Source organism: Gottfriedia sp. NPDC056225, assembly GCF_042267765.1.
Classification (GTDB): domain Bacteria; phylum Bacillota; class Bacilli; order Bacillales; family Bacillaceae_G; genus Gottfriedia.
Map to the genome: position 1 here is coordinate 45,650 of NZ_JBHJTJ010000016.1, position 20,145 is coordinate 65,794.

Sequence of the window (20,145 nt, forward strand, 5' to 3'; positions counted from 1 at the left end):
CAATTGCGTACAAAAACTGCACGTAAAATATTCCCAAGATTCGCACTATTATCAGTGAGCGTTCTTACTATTTTTGCAATGACTGCATGTAATTCTACTGACCAAGCATCGACGAATAAAAAGAATAATGCGACAACTGCTTTAACTTCTCCACAAACAGGTGGAACAATTACGGTTGGGCTTTCGCAGGAACCAGATACGCTTGATATTCAAAAAACAGCAATGAGTACAGCTGATGAAATTTCAAATCGTTTAGGAAATACGCTTTTAACACTTGATCCAAAAACGAATGAAATTGCTCCAGGTCTTGCAGAAAGCTACCAAGTATCTAATGATGGTAAATCGATTACGTTTAAAATTCGTCAAGGTGTTACCTTCCATGATGGAACACCTTTAACATCGAAGTCATTTAAAGAAACATTTGACCGTATGTTAAATCCAGCTACTGGTGCGCCTTTAGTTAGCTTTTTAGCTGGTGTAAAATCGGTTTCGACTCCAGATGATCAAACATTAGTCGTTGATTTGGCACAACCATCGGCACCATTTTTAAATAACTTAACGACTGGATTTTTACAACCATTATCGTTATCCGCTATCAATAAAGGTGGAGCTAATTATGGAAGGAACCCTGTCGGAGTTGGTCCTTGGAAGTTTGAGAAATGGGAAACAGGACAATCTGTTACATTAGATCGAAATAATGACTACAATTGGGCGCCATCCTTCTTTGCAAATAAAGGAAAGGCTTACCCAGATAAATTAGTTTATAAATTTATTACGGATCCACAAACAATGCTTGCTGCTCTTGATAGTGGCTCGATTGATGTTCTAGTAAATGCGGCTCCAAAAGATGCTGAAAGATATCGCAAGAATGATAAGTTCCAAGTCCTAGATGCTGATCAACAAGGGCTAGGATTATTCTTAGAGATGAATCTTGATAATGAACTGTTAAAGGACAAAAATGTGAGAACAGCATTGAACATGGCTATTAACAAAGATGCCATTATTAAAGCAGCTCTTAATGGTGAAGGAACAGCGGCATATGGACCACTTTCATCTTCTATTTTTGGATATGATCCGAATGTGAAAGATTACGGCATTAAATACAATAAAGACGAAGCGATCAAATTATTAGAAAGCTCAGGCTGGAGTAAAAATAGCCAAGGTATTATGGAGAAAGACGGAAAGAAACTAGAGTTTGATCTTTCAGTCTATAGTACACAAAGTCAAGCTGCACAAATCGTTCAAGCGATGTTAAAGGATATTGGTATTACCATTAATATTAAACAAATGGAAACAGCAACTTTAATCCAAAAAGCATCTAAAGGAGAATTTGATCTGTCATTCTTAAGTTATTCTTACTCAGATCCTGACATTCTTTATATGCTATTCCATTCAAGTCAAATTGGTGGATTAAATCACATTCGAGTGAAAAATTCAGAGCTTGATGCTTTATTAGAAAAAGGTAGAACAACTACCAATGCTGATGAAAGAAAACAGGTTTATGCTGACGCTCAAAAGTTGATTGTTGAAAATGCTTACTGGGTACCAATTTATTCTCCTAAAGTATTTTATATTGTCAATAAGAGGGTACATGATATTAAACTTCAGTCAACAAATATACTTTTAAATGATAGTTGGGTGAATAAGTAATGACTCAATACATTCTAAACCGGATCGTTTCAGCCATCATTGTTATTTTTGGTATCTCGATACTCTCCTTTTTTCTAATACACTTGATACCTGGAGATCCAGTCAAAATAATGCTCGGTTTAAATGCTTCACCAGAACAAGTAGCAAAACTAACACACCATTTGGGGCTGGATAAGCCCCTTTTGGTTCAGTATTTACAATACATTAATAATGTTTTTCACGGCGATTTTGGGACTTCCCTGAAAACAGGTAGACCAGTATTGACTGAGATTTTAGATCGTTTCCCTGAAACAATAAAGTTAGCAGCAACTGGGATGGTATTTGCCGTCATAATTGGAATCGCGTTAGGTATTTTAGCAGCAAAATACAAGGATACGATAATCGATACATTTTGTACCGGCCTAGCAACCTTAGGTGTATCTATTCCTAGCTTTTGGTTAGGAATCTTATTAATTTTAGTATTTTCTGTAAAGTTAAGCTGGTTTCCGATTGCTGATGGAACTGGACTCAGATCACTCATTCTACCTGCTATTACTTTAGGAGTAGTCATGTCAACTATGATTAGTAGATTAACTAGAAATGGAATGGTGGAGGTTCTATCGAATGACTTTATTCGTACTGCACGCTCGAAAGGTTTAGAGGAACGTCATATATTATTCCGCCATGCCTTTAGAAATGTGCTTATTCCAATTATTACGGTCATTGGATTGCAAATAGCAGCTCTACTTGGTGGTACAGTAATTATCGAGCAAGTCTTTAATTGGCCTGGTTTAGGTACACTTTCCATTGGTGCGATTATGTCAAGGGATTTTCCGATGATTCAGGGTACTGTTTTATTTATGGGAGCTGTTTACGTTAGCGTTAATATATTAGTAGACATCGTTTACAGTTTAATCGATCCACGTGTTAAATTGAATGAAAAGGGTGAAGGGTAATGGCAAAATTGAGTGAGGCATATAAACCAATTGAGGCTCCCACTCTACGTAGGACACCTAAACTTATTAAACTCACAACTTTCCATAAAATTCTTAGCTATAAGCGGGCCAAATATTGTTTGATTTTTTTACTATTAATTGTTTTAATTGGCATTTTTGCTCCAGTCATTGCACCGTATAATCCTGAGAAGCCTTTCTATGATGCCATTTTACAAGCTCCAAATAAGGAGCACATTTTTGGAACGGATTCACTAGGAAGGGATGTATTCTCAAGGCTAGTTTATGGAGTTCGCGTTACTCTAACTGTTTCCACACTTGCTTTAGGTATCACTTTAGTCGCTGGTACGTTTATCGGGTTAATTAGCGCTTATATCGGTGGGCTTGTGGATAACGTTTTAATGCGGATCATGGATGTATTGTTAGCTTTACCAAGTATTGTTTTAGCTCTTGCAATTGTTGCAATCTTAGGTCCAAGTCTAACAAATGCCATGATTGCAGTTGGAATTGCTTCAATACCGGGCTTTGCCAGATTAACTAGAGGTGCTGTATTGACGGTGAAATTTTCAGATTTCGTCGAAGCAAGTCGTTCGATTGGAAGCTCAAATAGCTGGATTTTGAGAAGACAAATTTTACCTAATATTTTTGGGGTTCTACTTGTTTATACAACATTATTTATCGGAGTTGCCATTTTAGATACAGCTGGACTTAGTTTCATCGGACTCGGTGCCCAACCGCCGACGCCTGAATGGGGAACCATGCTTAGTGAAGGGAAGCAATATATTAATGACGCTTGGTGGCTAGCAACATTTCCTGGTCTAGCGATTACGGCTGTTGTGTTTTCGGTTAATTTCTTAGGTGATGTTTTAAGAGATGTATTTGATCCAAAAGCATCAAGGTAACGAGAAGGAGAGGGCGATTATGTCTAATGTACTAGAAGTAAGAGGCCTTACCACAGAATTTAAAAGTAAGCACGGTTCACTTAAGATTATAGAGAACATTGACCTTACTGTAAAAAAGGGCGAGATACTAGGAATAGTTGGGGAATCGGGCTGTGGAAAGAGTGTGACTTCTCTTTCGATTCTTCAGCTATTAGATAAAAAGGCTAAAATTACTAGTGGAAGCGTTACATTTAATAATAGTAACTTAGTAGATAAATCTGAAAAAGATATGAGGAAAATAAGAGGAAACGAAATATCTATGATTTTTCAGGATCCTATGACCTCTCTTAATCCTGTTTTGACGATTGGAATCCAAATAGGCGAAGTGATTCAAAAGCATCAAAAATTAACTGGATCAAATTTAAAGGAAAAGGTTGTCCATTTATTAAAATTAGTTGGAATACCACGTCCAGAAGCCATCTATCACGAATACCCACACCGTTTATCGGGAGGAATGAAGCAACGTGTAATGATTGCCATGGCTATATCTTGTAATCCATCACTTTTAATTGCTGATGAACCAACCACTGCACTTGATGTAACAATTCAAGCTCAAATATTAGCATTACTTAAATCCCTAAAAGATGACTTACATATGTCGATCTTGCTTATTACACATGATCTTGGAGTAGTAGCAGAGATGTGTGATCGAGTAGTGGTTATGTACGCTGGACAGGTTGTGGAAACAACGGATACAAGAACACTATTACGTAATCCTAGGCATCCTTATACCATCGGATTGATTCAATCCACTCCGCATCAATCTAAAGGCGAGAATCGTCTTAAATCGATTCCAGGTCAAGTTCCAACTCCTGACAACTATCCAAAAGGTTGTCGTTTTGCTGACAGATGTCCAAAGGTGTTGGGAATATGTAGAACTAGCCTTCCACCACTTATCGAAGTTGATGACCAAACATCTTGCAGATGTTGGTTGTTACAACAAAAGGAGACGTTCGTATGACAGCCCCCCTCTTACAAGTGAAACAGTTAGAAAAAAAGTTTAAGGCCAATAAATCCTGGTTTAAACCTCCGCAATATGTACGTGCAGTAAATGGGGTTAGCTTGTATTTAAATCAGGAGGAGACGCTTGGGATTGTTGGTGAATCCGGTTGTGGAAAGTCAACAACTGGTAGATGTTTATTACGCCTTACCCAGCCCACGAGCGGAGAAGTAATTTTTCAAGGAACAGATTTACTTCAGCTTAGTAAAAAAGAAATGAATAAATATCGTAAGGATATTCAAATGGTATTTCAAGATCCAATGGCTTCCTTGAATCCAAAGCTGACAGTGAGAGAAATTCTTTCTGAGCCGTTAATAGCCAATCGTGTTCCAAGGAAAGAACATGATGATTTAATTAAACATACTCTTAGTTTAGTAGAACTATCTGAAAGCTATTTATCAAGATTTCCTCACGAACTTTCTGGGGGACAGCGTCAACGTATTGGAATTGCAAGAGCAATTATCATAAGACCAAAGATCGTCATTCTTGACGAACCTGTTTCAGCACTTGATGTTTCAGTTCAGTCCCAAATTCTTAATTTGCTACAAGACTTACAAGAAGAACTTGGTCTTTCGTATATCTTCATTTCACATGATTTAAGTGTAGTAGAACATATCGCTCATCGTGTTGGTGTAATGTATCTTGGGGAAATCGTGGAAATTGCAGATAAAGAACAATTATTTAAAAAGCCGCGACATCCATATACGCAAGCACTAATCTCGGCTATTCCAAAGACAGATCCAGACGATATTAAAGAGCGTATTATTCTTACTGGGGAGCTGCCGTCTTTAGACAACCCTCCTAGTGGATGTGCTTTTCATCAAAGATGCATTCATGCCATGGATTCCTGTAAAACTGTTAAACCTCAAATGCAAGAAGTAGAAGGAAGAAGAGTAGCTTGTCATTTATATAATGAAGAGAATAAAGGATGATGAACAGATAGTGAAGCCCAGTTAATTGGATTCACTTTCTTCATTTTGGAGGAGAGAAAATATGACTATAAGACTTACGAAACCAGAAGATATTTATCGTTTTGAATGGCCAAGCAATCCCGTGATATCACCTGATGGGAAACAAGTAATCTATGAAAAAACGAAAGCTTGTGAGAAAGAAAATGATTATAATACGCATTTGTTCTTAGCTAATATAGAAGGAACAATGGATCAGCAACTAACTACTAACGGAAAAAGTAACACCCAACCTATCTGGTCGTCAAACGGAAACACCATTGCATATCTTTCTAATCGAAGTTATGGTTCGCAAATTTGGCTATTATCACTAGACTCTAAGCAGGAGAGATGTCTTACAAAATTTAAATATGGTATTAGCTCAATTATTTGGTCACCAAATAGAGATATGATTTATGGTTTAGTACCAGTAGCACAAAACAAAGAAGTGGAAGTGTTTAATGAAAATATAAGTGAAGCCGAAGCCATTGATGAAATCAATGCTCGAAATAAACAGTGGCACGAAGGTTCGAAACGCTTCAACAAGCTTTATTACAAAAATGATGGGATTGGTCTTCAACCCCCCCACACTCGCCAGCTTGTTTCAATAAATGTCAAAACAGGGGAGTTCGAACAATTAACGAATAGACCACACCATATCTCAGAACCTACTATTTCACCGGATGGGAAATATATTGCTTTTACTTCTTCAAATGATGGAGAGAGTGGACTATATGGTAAAAGGATCTACACTATACCAGCACATGGTGGAGAAGAAAAATTGGTGTATCCAAAAGCAAATGCGCATTCGCCATCTTATTCACCTGATGGAAAGTGGATTGCGTATTTTTCCTACTATTATAATCAAATTCAATTACAACTAATTCCGGCTTATGGAGGAGAAGTTAGACATTTAAGTAAACAATATCATGATACGCTAGGTGATATGATTTTTACTGATATGCGCTTCCTAAAAAGTCCTTTGAAACCTCAATGGTCCAGAAATGGACAGTACGTATTTTGCCTAGGAACTCGAGAAGGCAGGAATGAAATTGTCCGATTTGCTGTGGATGATTCAGATGGAAGAGGTCGTATAGTAATTGGTGGAGATCGGACTATTTTTCATTTTTCTTATAATGGCGACCAAACATTTGTTTTAGCGTATTCGTCTTACGAACACCCTGGAAAAATTGCTGTCGTTAATGTTAAGAATAATACGGGATATCATTATATTAAGAGAGAACCAATGGAAGAATTTTCTATTCCAGAAGTACCATCCTTATTCACAAACGAAGTACGTATAGATGACTGTAATGATGCCTACATATCTGAGGTAAAAGTAGTCAAACCAAAAGTCTTTTCGTATCGTTCGGAGGATAAATGGCAGATTCAAGGATTTGTTCTTAAGCCAGCTAATTTTGAGGAAGGAAAAAAATACCCTGTATTATTAGATATTCATGGTGGCCCCCATTCTTCGTTCGGTTTTACATATTTTCACCAAATGCAACTATTCTCTGCACAAGGATTTGCGGTTGTTTACCTTAATCCACGGGGGACTTCTGGGTTTGGTGAAGATTTTACGAATGCAGTGTGTGGCGATTATGGCGGAAAGGATATGATCGACCTATTTAATGGGTTAAACGAGGCTTTACGTCGATTTGATTTTCTTGATAAAAACAAGGTGGCAGTCAATGGAATTAGTTATGGTGGATTTATGGTGAATTGGCTAATTACTCATACCGATCAATTTTTTGCTGCTGTATCAGAAGGTTGTATTTCAAATTGGATTTCAATGTATGGTACTAGTGATATCGCGCCGGAATTTATGGATGTAGAATTTCAAGGGAAAACGGATGTAGTATCACTTTGGAAACGCTCTCCACTTGCTTATGTGGAAAATGTGAATACACCACTTTTGCTTCTTCATAATGAGAGTGATTTAAGATGTCCAATCGAACAGGCGGAGCAGTTCTATTCACACATTAAGAGGAAGGGAGGAGAGGTGCAATTTGTCCGGGTACCGAACTCAAGCCATGCACTTCTTCAAATTGGGAAACCTACGTTGCGAATTCAAAGGTTAGAAGCCATGCTAGATTTTGTAACTTCACAGTTACAAGAATCATTATCAAAAGGGAGTTTGGCCATCCATGAATGAGATTAATACGTGGGTTTCTCAGCATGACGAGTCGATAAAGTCTACTTATCAGTATCTTCATAAACATGCTGAAATTAGTTGGAAAGAATTTGAGACAACTAGGTTCTTATGTGAACAATTAGAAAATTTGAATATACGATATGAAACGTTTGAGGACATTACCGGTGTCGTTGGATACTGGGGAAATAAAGAAGAAGGACCAACAATTGGGATCAGATCTGATATGGATGCTTTGTGGCAGCTAGTGGATGGAGAATGGAAAGCAAATCATTCCTGTGGTCATGACGCTCATATGACAATGGTACTTTATGCCATAACTTGTTTGAAGGAAATTGGATATGAACCTAAAGGATTAATAAAAATAATCTTTCAACCAGCCGAGGAAACTGGGAAAGGTGCACAAGCGATGATTGAAAGAGGGGTTCTAAATGACGTGAAACTTTTACTTGGTCTTCATGTGCGCCCTATTCAAGAATTGAAATTTGGAGAAGCGGCACCTGCTATCTATCATGGGGCTACAACTCTATTAAAAGGGACGATCAAAGGGAAACAGGCTCACGGAGCTAGACCGAATCTCGGAATAAATGTAGTAGATTCCCTTGGAGCAATCATTCAAGCAGTCAATGCGGTAAAGGTAGATCCATCTGTTTCTGCATCTGCAAAGGTAACAATGGTAACGGCTGGTGGAGATAATGTAAATATCATCCCAGATTTTGCTGAGTTCGGAATTGATGTACGAGCCGAACGAAATGAAATAATGAAAGAGTTAATCAAAGATATTGAACAAGCGGTTTTTGCAGCTGGAACGGCCAATCATGCAGAAGTTTTTATGGAAACCATTGCAGAAATGGTGGCTGCAGAAAAAAGTCAGTTGATGGAAAAGGTCGTAAAAGAGGCGATCGTGGAAGCAACCGGAATTGAAAGCTTAGCTCCAGCCGTTAACACACCTGGAGGAGAAGATTTTCATTTTTACAAAACAAATTTCCCTCATTTACAATTAACAATGGTAGGATTAGGAACAGACTTGAAGCCAGGCTTGCATCACCCGAATATGAGTTTTAATCTAGATTCTCTATCAAACGGTGTTAAAATCTTAAGTACGGCATTGATTAAGATGTTGGCGTTATAAAGTAACTTAGTGACGAATCTATTAAGTCTAATGATGCCGCTAACGTCCATACTTATGTAGTATTACTTGAGCCAAATTAAAACGCTTTTAATGTATTTCAATCCTATTGAAGAATTTACTTGGCTCGTTGAAGCATAGGCATAGGTTATTGTTGATTTTAGAAAGTGTGTGACTGTTTAACTTGAAAGAGGGTTTCTCATTCTTATGAGAAATCCTTTTTTTGATGAAACATTGATTAGATCCCATAGAAAATAATAGCTAGATAAAGTTTAGGCATATTGTGACATTTGGTGAAATTTCACGTACCAAATTTTATCTATTTTTAAGTACTTACTAATCAATATTGTATTTAAGTGTGGGAAAAATTACCTTTTTTTAACTTTGTCGATAAATAGGAGGTTTGTGAATAGTTTGACTCATGGTATGATATAGTAAGTGATAGATTAATGAGATAGAAAAGGTGATTAAATGAGAGCAAATCCATCTCAAAGACCATCATTAAAGATGAGGTCTGTATGGAGAATTACATCACTATTAAGTAGTATCTCTCTAGTTACATTACCAATTATCTATTATTTTCTTATGAGACATTTTTCACTTCCTTTCTTTATTTTAATGATTATTATAGCTGTCGTTATAGTGTTAATTCTTTTTTTAACTTTATTTTTCCCTACACTTAGATTCAAATATACTGCATATGAGATATATGAAAATGAGTTAGAAATTCAAAAAGGAATATTTGTTATTAAACGAATCGTTATTCCGATGGTCAGAGTTCAACACGTTACGACTGAGGTAGGACCAATACTACGTCGATACGGTTTATCTACAGTAAATATTTCCACGGCTGCCACCACACATGAAATTGAAGGCTTAGAACACCATGTCGCTGAAAAGCTTAGAGATAAAATTATCTACCTAGCAAGGATAAGTGATGACGATGTTTGAGCCAAAAAGACAACATCCAGCTTATATCCTAACCGTATTTTTAGAACAAATAAAAAACGTACTAATACCACTTATTATTCTTCTAATTTCAGGTGGTAAAGGGTCAATGTTTCAATATTTGTTTGCTGGAGTTCTAATTTTTTTTCCTGTTGCATCAGCGATCATTAAATGGTATCGCTTTACTTACTATATAACTGAAGAAGAGTTTCGAATTCGTTCAGGATTATTTGTAATTGAAAATACATTTATTCAAAAAGAACGAATCCAATCTTTTTCAATCAATGCTGGTTTTATTCAACAGCTTTTTAATGTTGTGAGTGTTCGAATTGAAACGGCTGGTGGAAAAAAAGCTGAAGGTATTTTAAATGCTATACCAAAAGAAGTGGCACTTTCATTAAAGAATGAAGTCTTAAGTTCTAAAAAGAAAAAAGTAGATTCGGTTGTAGCTGAGGGAAATAGTGTACAGGCAGAATCATTTGTTGATATTAGTTTAACAATTGAAACGAGAAAACTTTTTTTAGCTGGAATCACTTCATTTGAGGTTGGACTAGCTTTTGCCGTACTAGCATCGTTATTTTCACAAATTGAGGACTTGCTTCCACATAGTATATATGTAGCAATATACAATCAAATTCAATCGTTTACTTATATGATGTTTTTTATTGCATTTTTAGGTAGTTTATTGCTTGCGTTAATCTTCTCTACAATAAGATACATATTAAAATTTGCAAACTTTACAGTCCAAAGAAGAGAAAATCGAATTATTATAACAAGAGGATTATTAGAAAAAAATGAATTTACGGTTTCCTTAAAAAGGATTCAAGGTGTCGTTATAAAGGAAGGGATCATTCGTCAATTATTTGGTTATTCAACAGTTTATGTAGAAGCTGTTGGGATGGGGGATAAGCAGGAGCAAGGTAGGCATGTTCTTCATCCATTTATTAAAACGAAGGATGTACAATTATTCCTAAAAAACTTTCTACCTACTATTAACTATGAAGATATTGCAAATCGAGCACCAAAAAGAGCCCGAAAAACGTATTATTCTAGAATGTTGATTATTTTTCTTCTTATTGCAAGCGGGATCGTATTACTTCCATTTGTCCATTTTTGGGCATATGCAATCGTATTAATAGGCTTACTTATTGCTGAATTAGGATTTAGAAACGCCGGCTATACATTATTAGATCGTACAGTGATTGTTCAATCTGGTTACTTCTCAAGAACAACTGCGATTTTACCAAAAGAGAGAATACAAGTACTGATAGGTGAACAAAGTTTTCTGCAAAGAAGAGTAAAACTAAAAACGATTTATATAACAATCCTATCAAGTCAATTTGGTCACACTTATCAAGTAAGACATTTAGATGAAAAAGATGTAAATCGAATGATTGGATGGTTTAGTAAATAAATTGTCTTATATTATAGAGTAAGTAGTTTTTACAAGATTTTTAGTTCTGTTAAACTTTTAATGATTATTAGTGAACAGGACAATAGTGTTAAAAAAAAAAGACGTGTTTACATTATTGTAGTCACGTCTTTTTTTAACGCTTAAGTTTATTTTATCTATTAGGGGGAAAAGAACGTGAGGAAAAAAATAATAGTAGGAATACTCCTCTTAACAGTGTTTGTTACAGTTTTACATACTCTATGGAATAAACCAACTCCATTAAAGCATGGAATGATTGATGATGTTGGACACCTACTTCCAACAAAAATTGATCGTGTTGTTAAAGGGAAAGAAGTAGAACAATTAAAGAAAATTGTCATTGATGCAAAAGAACAAGGCAAGACAGTTTCAATTGCAGGCGAGCGCCATAGTCAAGGAGGACATACATATTATAAAGATGGAGTTGTGATCGACTTAAAAACATTTAATAAAGTTGAAAAAGTGGATCCAGTTCATAAAACAGTAATTGTTCAAAGTGGAGCAACCTGGGGTGATATACAAAAAGCAATTAATCCGTATAATCTGGCTCTGAAGGTAACTCAGTCTCAAGAGATATTTTCTGTCGGTGGATCATTAAGTGTGAATGCACACGGACGTGATATTCGGAATCATTCATTAGCTAGTACAGTTAACTGGTTCACATTACTAACTCCAAAAGGGAAAGTAATCAAAGTAAGTCGTACTGAGAATAAAGAGCTTTTTCCTTATGTATTAGGTGGTTATGGACTATTTGGAGTTATTTTAGAAGTAGAACTTCAATTAACAAATAATGAATTATATCAAGTAGAAACAAAAACGATGGATTATGATAAATATCCGGCGTATTTTAAGAAAAACGTTTTAGAAAATAAAAATGCAAGGATGCATATCGCTAGAATTTCTGTTGCACCAGATAGTTTTTTTGACAAAGTTTATGCCATTAATTATATGGAAACATCTCGTAAAATGTCAGATTCGGATAAAGAGCTGAAGGAAGATCATTCCGCTTTTTTACCAAAGCTTGCTCTCGGTATGTCCAGAACATCGGATATTGGTAAAGATCTTTTCTGGCAACTGCAATATAGCTTTATTCATTCATTAAATGGAAGCTATGAAACTCGTAATAATGTTATGCGCTCAGAAAGCAAGTTTATGGAATTCGATGATCGTCAAGATACACAAGTTTTACAAGAGTTTTTCGTACCTGTAGATGAATTTGTTAGCTATATTGACGAGGTTAGAGAATATTTACAATATGAGCATGATTTTAATCTTTTAAATATAACGATTCGATATGTTGAAAAAGATAATGAAACAGTCATGAATTATGCAAAAGATGATATGTTTGCTTTTGTTGTTTTGATTCAACATGGAAAAGATAAAGATTCTGTTCATAAAGCTTCAGAGGTTATTCAAAAATGGACTGATCTAACAATAAAACATCGAGGAACCTATTACTTACCGTATTATCCTTATCAAACTAAGCAACAAATGCAGTCGGCTTATTCAAGAACTGAAGATTTTTTTAATAAGAAGAAAGCGTTTGATCCAGATAGTGTATTTATGAATACTTTTTATGAAAATTACGGGGAGTAAATCCTATGAATCGTTATGTAATCGCATTACTTAGTATTATTGGCTTTAGTAGCTCTTTAGTCTTTCCATATTATGTCCTCTTTTTAAGGAATATAGGGGATGCGTATGATGTATTTAGTTTATTGTATGGACTTTTTTCATTAAGCTTAAGTGTTGTAGTCTACTTTGGTGGCCGTTTTGTTGACTCTGTTTCGCCCTATTTATTAATGGTATTGCATTCATTATTTTGCTGTCTTTTGTTCTTTTCACTACCTTTGGTCGATAATATAAAAATTGTTTATGTTGGCCAAGTTCTATTTGGTGGTTTTACTGCATTGTTCAAGATTGCTGAAAAAAAGTTATTTATGAATGCTTCGTCTGATTTTTATAGAAGCTACTTATTTTGGACATCTTTTGTAACGGCAATATGTATTATAGGTGTAGGAACTTTGCTTGAAACAATTGACATCCAATTTATGTTTCATTTAGCAGCATGGCTATTTTTAATTAGCGCATTTGGTCTTGGTTATAAAATGATCAGAAGTAAGAAATAAACAAAACACTCTTTATTAGTGAAAAGTCAATGCAACACAACAATGTTTTGTTTTTACCTTTTCATTTGTGCCGTAACGTTGTTGCATCCCTTTTTTATTCAATAATATTAAGGTTTTATTGTAATCATTTACATATAAATTATTGTTTTTAATAAAAATACTACAATAAATTTTAATTTTTATATTGTCTAAGTAACGAAACAATGTTATATTAACTTTAAATTAAATAAAGTAACGCGCTTATTATTTTATTTGAAGTTAAATTGTATGAAGGGATGATTATATAATATGAGACACGAAGAAGCTGTTGGTCTTTTTTATGGAGCTTTTGTAATTTTAGGTTTAGTAGTTGGTTTAGGTGTAGGTTATTTTACATCACATCTAATTGTAGGTGGCTTTCTTGGGTTTGGAATTGGTATAGGTTTAGGTCTATTAAGCAATGCTATTTTATACATTAATAGAGATTGAATTTGAGACTGTATTTTGATTTATAGGCATGAAAGGTAAAGGAGAGATGATTATGCAAAAAAGGGAAACAAAATTGGTTCCTGTTATGATTGCGTTATTACTAGGGATATTTTTCGCTTCTCTTGATAACACAATTGTTTCAACTGCGATGCCAACAATTTTAAAAGACTTAGGTGGCTATGATAAATTTGTTTGGGTAACGTCAGCTTATTTAGTGACTGAAATGGCTGGGATGCCAATTTTCGGTAAACTTTCTGATATGTACGGTAGAAAAAGATTTTTTATGTTAGGTATTATCTTATTCATTTTAGGCTCGATTCTTTGTGGAACTGCAACTTCTATTATTCAACTTAGTGTTTACCGTGCGATTCAAGGTATTGGTGGAAGTGCTTTAATGCCAATTGCTTTTACAATTATTTGGGATGTGTTTCCTGTTGAAAAGCGTGGTAAAATGAGCGGTATTTTTGGTGCAGTATTTGGATTATCAAGCGTACTTGGACCACTAATTGGTGCTTACATTACAGATTATATTAACTGGAGATTTATTTTCTATATCAATATTCCATTTGGACTTTTAACATTAGGATTAATCGGTTATTTTTATGTTGAATCGAAAAACCATACAAAGCAACAAATCGACTGGTGGGGTGCAATTACATTTGTAATTAGTATTGTCTGTTTAATGTTTGCACTTGAGCTTGGCGGAAAAGAATATGCTTGGGATTCAGTTCAAATTTTAGGTTTATTTGCTGGGTTCGCAGTTTTCTTAATTGTTTTCTTATTTATTGAACGTAAAGTAGCAGAACCGATTATTTCATTTGATATGTTTAAATATCGACTTTTTGCTGCTAGTAACTTTGTCGGATTATTCTACGGGGCGGCATTCATCGCTGCAACAATTTATATCCCGATCTTTATTCAATTTGTTCAAGGTGGAACAGCAACGAATTCTGGCTTAGTTTTATTACCAATGATGGTAAGTGTAAGTATTTCTGCTACACTGGGTGGGGCATTAGCAAATCGAATGAGTTATCGTAGTATAATGTTCGGTTCGGTTGTCCTATTATTAGCAGGTATTATTTGTTTAGGTACGATCACACCTGATACGAGTAAATTCCAAGTGATTGTGTATATGGTTATTGTTGGACTTGGCGTTGGAGCTTCATTCTCAGTTCTTGGTATGTCTGCAATGCATCACTTTGACAATGAAAATCGTGGTTCAGCAAGTTCAACAAACTCATTCCTACGTGCATTAGGAATGACAGTAGGGATTACTGTTTTTGGTGTTATTCAACGAAATGTATTTACTGACAAAATTACAGATGCTTTTGCAGGTAGCGGAGCACCTCAAAATTTCTCTAATATTAATCAAGCATTTACACCTGAAGCTCAAAAACTGATTCCAGCACCAATATTGACGAAAATTATAGATGTGTTTTCTTCTTCAATCGCCCATACTTTCCTTTGGACACTAGTTCCAGTAGGATTGGCGCTGATTTCAATTTTCCTAATGGGTAATGAACGTTTATCTGATAAAGATTTTGCTAAGAGTAATGCTTCATAAATAGTGATATTAAAAAGAAAGACCTTTGGTCTTTCTTTTTTTAGAGGTTTGATATAGTAAAGCAAGATGATGAAAATAATACGCTTTATGAACAAAAATCTCTGTTTTATGAACAAATTTACGGACTTTATGCATAAATATCATCACTTTATGAACCAAGTGCACAACTTTTTGCACATTGTTCATAATCTGTTCGCCCTGCCCGAAAAGAGGGCTTGAGGAAGTAAATAGTAAGATACTAAAGGAGAGAGATTATTATGACAGAAATTTGGGAATCAAGTTTTATCGAAAATCAAATGATGTGGGGGTTAGAGCCTGCAGATTCAGCAATTTTGACAAAAGACTTTTTCGTTGAGAAGAATATTAAGGACATATTAATTCCGGGTTTTGGATATGGTCGAAATGCAAATGTTTTTATTGAAAACGGAATAAATGTAACTGGCATTGAAATCTCTGAAACAGCGATTGAATTGGCTAGGAAAAATGGAATGAGTTCTCATATTTTTCATGGTTCAGTTACCGATATGCCTTTTGATAACAGACAGTATGATGGGATTTTTTGCTACGCACTTATTCATTTATTGAATAAACATGATCGAGAAAAGTTTATTAGTGATTGTTATAACCAATTAAGTCCAAATGGATATATGATTTTCACTACTATTTCAAAAGATGCTCCAATGTTTGGTAAGGGCAAACAACTAGGTGAAAACTATTTCGAAATAACGGAAGGGATGAAATTATTTTTTTATGATTCCGAATCGATTAAACAAGAGTTTGGAAAATATGGATTGATCGAAGCATTAGAAATTGTTGAACCACATAAGAATATGGAAAATAAACCTCCATTTAAATTTACGATGATAAAATGTCAAAAAAGATAAAATATAGCGAACTAAGGGGAGTCCATAGGCTTCCTCATTTTTGCTTAGAAGTGCAATATTAACAGGTGGTTGTCTTTTTCGTAAAATAGTTTAGACTATTAATTGAGGTGAAAGCTCTTGAAAGATAAGGTTTCTAGTACGAAATGGTTTGGACTAGCACTGCAATCTCTACTCATTTTAGCAGAGCAAGATGGAATATGCCCAAGTGCAGTTTTAGCTCAGAAACTTGAAGCCCAGTCAACCTTCTTACGAAAAATTCTTGCCAATTTAGTTAAAGCGGGGATCATTTCAGCTAAAGAAGGTCGAGATGGTGGATATTACTTAGCGAAAGATGTTAATGAAATTACTTTAAAAGATGTTTATGATGCGATGAGATCTGATCCATATTCCAAAGGTTTCTTGGATGTTAATAGTAAGGAATGTTTTGCTCCTTCTACAAAATCGGCTTTATACGAGTTAAAAGACGAGATGGAGAGCTGGCTAGTTGAAGGCCTTGCGAAGAAAACAATTTCTGACTTATTACCTAATGAAAAAGAGAATGGGTAAAATAAAATCGAAACAATATAGTTTCGATTTTATTTTTTTTTAGAAACTGTAGTTGACTTTTATACAGTTAAAGTCATATACTGTACTTGTAAATAATACAGTTAATCAAGGAGAGATCAATATGTCTAGTACGAAAACAGAAAGAGAAGAATATTTAAATAAAGTAAACGAAATTGATTTTGGAACTGATGCACCTAAAGAAATTGAAAGCACAGATTTCTTTACTGTCGCAAAAGAAAGAAGATCAGTTCGTCATTATGATCCAAGTTTTCAACTGTCTGATGATGAAATTAAAGAATTACTTGAAATTGCAATCCAAGCTCCATCATCATCAAACTTACAACCATGGAGATTTCTTGTCATTAAAGATCAAGAAACAAAACAAAAATTATTACCAATCGCAAATAACCAACAACAAGTTGTTGATGCATCTGCAGTAATCGCTGTATTAGGTGATATTGAGGCATTCAAAAATGCTGATCGCATTTATGATGAATTAGTCGCAAAAGAAATGATGACTCAAGAAGTTAAAGACTTCTATGTAGGCTCAATTGTGAAAAACTATGGAAGTTTACCAGAAGAAGTAGCTACAAAAGTTGCTATGATTGACGGTGGATTAGTATCAATGCAATTTATGCTTGCTGCAAAAGCAAAAGGCTTAGACACGGTACCAATGGGTGGATATGACCAAGCGAAGTTTATCGAAGCATTCAATGTACCAGCAAACTTCAAACCAGTAATGTTAATTTCAGTAGGTAAAGGAATTAAAGCAGGCTTCGAAAAAGTTCGTCTAACTTTAGATGAAGTTGTTACTTGGGATAAATATTAAGAAATCAGGGTTAAAAGAAGGGCAGGGAATAGGGAGAACCTAGTACCTGTTCTTTTTTATTGTTATTTCTAAATTTCTTTCCCTTAGCACATCATCTCCTCACACGGAACTACTAGTATTATAAGAATATGTATTGTAAAATTTAATCGAAGAAGTTTGTGAATCTATTGGGAATTTTGTTTCGGTACATAATGGCTATACTACTATAAAACGAACATATTAAATCCTTAAGATCGGTTATTATCTGTTTAAGTAATTTTGTGAGGTGTTATTGATGGAGAATGGGAATATGCATCCTAAAGTTGAAGCATTTTTAATTAGAGCCAAAAAGTGGCAAGAAGAATTTTATAAATTGAGAGAAATCGTGCTTGAGTGTGAATTGACCGAAGATTTTAAATGGATGCATCCTTGTTACACTCTTGATAATAAAAATGTAGTTTTAATACATGGTTTTAAAGAATATTGTGCACTTTTGTTTCACAAAGGTGCGTTGTTAAAAGATCCAAAAGGTATTCTAATACAACAGACGGAAAATGTACAATCAGCACGTCAGATTCGGTTTACGAATATTCAAGAAATAATTGAAATGGAAAGTGTCTTAATCGATTATATTAAAGAAGCAATCGAAGTGGAAAAAGCAGGTTTGCAGGTTGAATTAAAAAAGACTGCAGATTATGAAGTTCCTGAAGAACTACAACTTAAATTAGATGAAAACCCTGCCTTTAAAACTGCTTTTGAAGCATTGACTCCAGGGCGTCAAAGAGCTTATATTTATTATTTTTCTCAACCAAAACAATCGAAAACTAGAGCGTCACGTGTAGAAAAGTATATTGATCATATTCTTGACGGAAAAGGTTTAAATGATTAGTATAAAATTAGTAAAAAAAATATATACATGCTAAATAAAGAGTGATTATCACTAGTAATATAAAAAGAAGGAGGGAATCGTATGGGACAAAATAAACATGCAATTCATCTTCACAATATGCATCGTAACCATAATCAACGAGTAGCTAAGTTTCATAAGCAACACGCTATTCAGATTGCAAATGGAGAAAATGGAAATGGTTTATTAGCTAGATGGGAAAGATTCGTTTTTTTCAAAGCAAGAGATTTATTTAAACTAATTAAAAACGTGATCAAGTGAACTTTAAAAAAAATGTAAAAACCACAAGGAATTAATTCCTTGTGGTTTTTATTTTATCTTGATTTATTAAGCTTCACCATGTAAACGATAAGCCATATGATTTGTTGGGCCTACGTATTGATTAATTGGGAATGAGTGACGAATTGCTTCAGTAATGAATTTTTTTGCAGTGTTAATTGCTTCTCTTGGTTCTGCACCTTTAGCAAGCTCTGCACAAATTGCTGCAGAGTATGTACAACCTGCTCCATGTGTGTATGTAGTTTCAATTCTGTCAGATTCTAAATGTTCGATTTTTTCACCATCAAATAATACGTCTATTGCATTTTCATGCTGAATTTTGCTTCCGCCTTTTACTAAAACATATTTTGCACCTAACTCATGGATCTTGCGTGCTGCTTCCTCCATTTGTTCAACTGTACAAATTGGTGCCATTTTAGCTAATTGTGCTGCCTCGAATAAGTTTGGCGTTACAACTGTTGAAAGGGGAACTAAAATTTCTCTTAATGCATCATTTGTTTCTGGATGAAGAGCTTCGTCATTTCCTTTACAAATCATAACTGGGTCTACAACTACGCGATCAATATTATGTTTTTTAATCGTTTTTGCAGCTAACTCAATGATCTCAACTGATCCTAGCATTCCTGTTTTCATCGCTTGAATTCCAACACCAACTACGATTGTTTCTAATTGTGCTGCAATTGTATCTATATCTATTGGGAATACTTGATGATGCCAATGATTATGAGGATCCATCGCTACTAAAGTTGTAATTGCACTCATTCCATAAACATTACGTTCCTGAAATGTTTTAATATCAGCTTGTAACCCTGCTCCACCACTACTATCTGATCCCGCAAGTGTAAGTGCTTTATAAATTGTCATGTGAAAAATTCCTCCTTTGAAGTACATAGAAATATTATACATAAAGGAAGTCGAATGGTACAAGGTAAGCGCATTAGTCGTTAGACAATATTAGTAAAAAAATTGAAGTCTTACAATAAATTTGAGTTTTTTACTAATCTTTCATGGTCTTTAGAACCAGAATTCTCTTCATGTTACCCTCAAAATTTGTCGAAAAATCTATTGACAAACTAGATTAGTAGATTGTATATTGAACTTATAAAATTAAATTTAATATGATCTTTATCTCGTATGGATAGAGGCGCGGTTTTGATTAGTCATTACTTTGAGGTTTATGGGACCTATGATAAGTAATAAAAGGCGAAACTGCCGAAATAATAAATTTACCATTTAAATTTATTATTGGGCCTATTGCTAAATAAGCGTAGGACTGTCACAAGATTTCTTGTGGAGGGCTATTGAAGAGATGTTGATGCTGTTTGACACATATATTTGAGTCTAGAACACGTGAACATTGATTCACGTGTTTTTTGTTTTTTTTACTGGATTTTCCAATCTTTACATATTGTTGAAAATCATGAGTAAA

General features: G+C 34.7%; 19 protein-coding genes and 1 riboswitch. Of the genes, 18 read left to right on the forward strand and 1 reads right to left on the reverse strand.

From position 1 onward, the window contains the following. Nucleotides 1-3: 3 nt before the first annotated feature. The 18 genes from ACFCYN_RS12525 (at nt 4) to ACFCYN_RS12610 (ending at nt 18,698) form a co-directional block, all read left to right on the forward strand. A complete protein-coding gene (locus tag ACFCYN_RS12525) occupies nt 4-1,650 on the forward strand; it encodes an ABC transporter substrate-binding protein (RefSeq protein ID WP_172443992.1) in 1,647 nt (548 codons plus the stop codon). After that, complete coding sequence (nikB, locus tag ACFCYN_RS12530) at nt 1,650-2,585, forward strand: nickel ABC transporter permease (RefSeq protein WP_375949605.1); 936 nt, start codon at nt 1,650-1,652, stop codon at nt 2,583-2,585. The genes ACFCYN_RS12525 and nikB overlap by 1 nt, the downstream gene beginning before the upstream one ends. Further along, nucleotides 2,585-3,484, forward strand: coding sequence for an ABC transporter permease (locus ACFCYN_RS12535; RefSeq protein ID WP_172443994.1), 900 nt, complete (start codon nt 2,585-2,587; stop codon nt 3,482-3,484). Before nikB ends, ACFCYN_RS12535 begins: the two co-directional genes overlap by 1 nt. Before the next feature lie 19 nt (nt 3,485-3,503). Continuing rightward, entirely contained in the window at nt 3,504-4,484 is a 981-nt protein-coding gene (locus ACFCYN_RS12540) for an ABC transporter ATP-binding protein (RefSeq protein WP_375949607.1), read from the forward strand. Beyond that, nucleotides 4,481-5,455 (forward strand): ABC transporter ATP-binding protein, encoded by a 975-nt coding sequence (locus ACFCYN_RS12545; RefSeq protein WP_375949609.1) that lies wholly within the window; start codon nt 4,481-4,483, stop codon nt 5,453-5,455. Before ACFCYN_RS12540 ends, ACFCYN_RS12545 begins: the two co-directional genes overlap by 4 nt. A gap of 61 nt (nt 5,456-5,516) precedes the next feature. After that, on the forward strand, nt 5,517-7,625 hold the full coding sequence (locus tag ACFCYN_RS12550; protein ID WP_375949611.1) for a S9 family peptidase: 2,109 nt from the start codon (nt 5,517-5,519) through the stop codon (nt 7,623-7,625). After that, the gene (locus tag ACFCYN_RS12555) at nt 7,618-8,754 is read left to right on the forward strand and encodes a M20 peptidase aminoacylase family protein (RefSeq protein WP_375949613.1); all 1,137 of its coding nucleotides are present in this window, start codon (nt 7,618-7,620) and stop codon (nt 8,752-8,754) included. The genes ACFCYN_RS12550 and ACFCYN_RS12555 overlap by 8 nt, the downstream gene beginning before the upstream one ends. 468 nt (nt 8,755-9,222) lie before the next feature. Then, the gene (locus tag ACFCYN_RS12560; RefSeq protein WP_172443999.1) at nt 9,223-9,702 is read left to right on the forward strand and encodes a PH domain-containing protein; all 480 of its coding nucleotides are present in this window, start codon (nt 9,223-9,225) and stop codon (nt 9,700-9,702) included. Then, entirely contained in the window at nt 9,695-11,113 is a 1,419-nt protein-coding gene (locus tag ACFCYN_RS12565; protein WP_375949615.1) for a PH domain-containing protein, read from the forward strand. The genes ACFCYN_RS12560 and ACFCYN_RS12565 overlap by 8 nt, the downstream gene beginning before the upstream one ends. Nucleotides 11,114-11,287: 174 nt before the next feature. After that, the gene (locus tag ACFCYN_RS12570; protein WP_375949617.1) at nt 11,288-12,727 is read left to right on the forward strand and encodes an FAD-binding oxidoreductase; all 1,440 of its coding nucleotides are present in this window, start codon (nt 11,288-11,290) and stop codon (nt 12,725-12,727) included. Nucleotides 12,728-12,732: 5 nt separating this feature from the next. Further along, a complete protein-coding gene (locus ACFCYN_RS12575; protein WP_172444002.1) occupies nt 12,733-13,260 on the forward strand; it encodes an MFS transporter in 528 nt (175 codons plus the stop codon). 288 nt (nt 13,261-13,548) lie between these two features. Next, nucleotides 13,549-13,728: a hypothetical protein gene (locus ACFCYN_RS12580; RefSeq protein WP_098120896.1), complete on the forward strand. Its 180-nt coding sequence runs from the start codon at nt 13,549-13,551 to the stop codon at nt 13,726-13,728. A gap of 52 nt (nt 13,729-13,780) precedes the next feature. Beyond that, nucleotides 13,781-15,292 carry an MDR family MFS transporter gene (locus ACFCYN_RS12585; RefSeq protein WP_375949619.1) on the forward strand — a complete coding sequence of 504 codons (1,512 nt, stop codon included), beginning with the start codon at nt 13,781-13,783 and terminating at the stop codon, nt 15,290-15,292. 257 nt (nt 15,293-15,549) lie between these two features. After that, nucleotides 15,550-16,176, forward strand: a complete 627-nt coding sequence (locus ACFCYN_RS12590) for a class I SAM-dependent methyltransferase (protein ID WP_172444004.1) — start codon at nt 15,550-15,552, stop codon at nt 16,174-16,176. Between the two features lie 117 nt (nt 16,177-16,293). Then, the gene (locus tag ACFCYN_RS12595; RefSeq protein WP_172444005.1) at nt 16,294-16,722 is read left to right on the forward strand and encodes an RrF2 family transcriptional regulator; all 429 of its coding nucleotides are present in this window, start codon (nt 16,294-16,296) and stop codon (nt 16,720-16,722) included. Between the two features lie 121 nt (nt 16,723-16,843). Then, entirely contained in the window at nt 16,844-17,551 is a 708-nt protein-coding gene (locus tag ACFCYN_RS12600; RefSeq protein WP_172444006.1) for a nitroreductase family protein, read from the forward strand. A 274-nt stretch (nt 17,552-17,825) separates the two neighbouring features. Further along, complete coding sequence (locus tag ACFCYN_RS12605; protein WP_375949622.1) at nt 17,826-18,419, forward strand: YdeI/OmpD-associated family protein; 594 nt, start codon at nt 17,826-17,828, stop codon at nt 18,417-18,419. Between the two features lie 81 nt (nt 18,420-18,500). After that, complete coding sequence (locus ACFCYN_RS12610) at nt 18,501-18,698, forward strand: hypothetical protein (protein ID WP_375949624.1); 198 nt, start codon at nt 18,501-18,503, stop codon at nt 18,696-18,698. Nucleotides 18,699-18,764: 66 nt separating this feature from the next. On the opposite strand, the gene pdxK is transcribed toward ACFCYN_RS12610, so the two are convergent. Beyond that, nucleotides 18,765-19,580: a pyridoxine/pyridoxal/pyridoxamine kinase gene (gene pdxK, locus ACFCYN_RS12615; RefSeq protein ID WP_098120902.1), complete on the reverse strand. Its 816-nt coding sequence runs from the start codon at nt 19,578-19,580 to the stop codon at nt 18,765-18,767. A 267-nt stretch (nt 19,581-19,847) separates the two neighbouring features. Continuing rightward, nucleotides 19,848-20,025, forward strand: a riboswitch (Lysine riboswitch). Nucleotides 20,026-20,145: the final 120 nt, after the last annotated feature.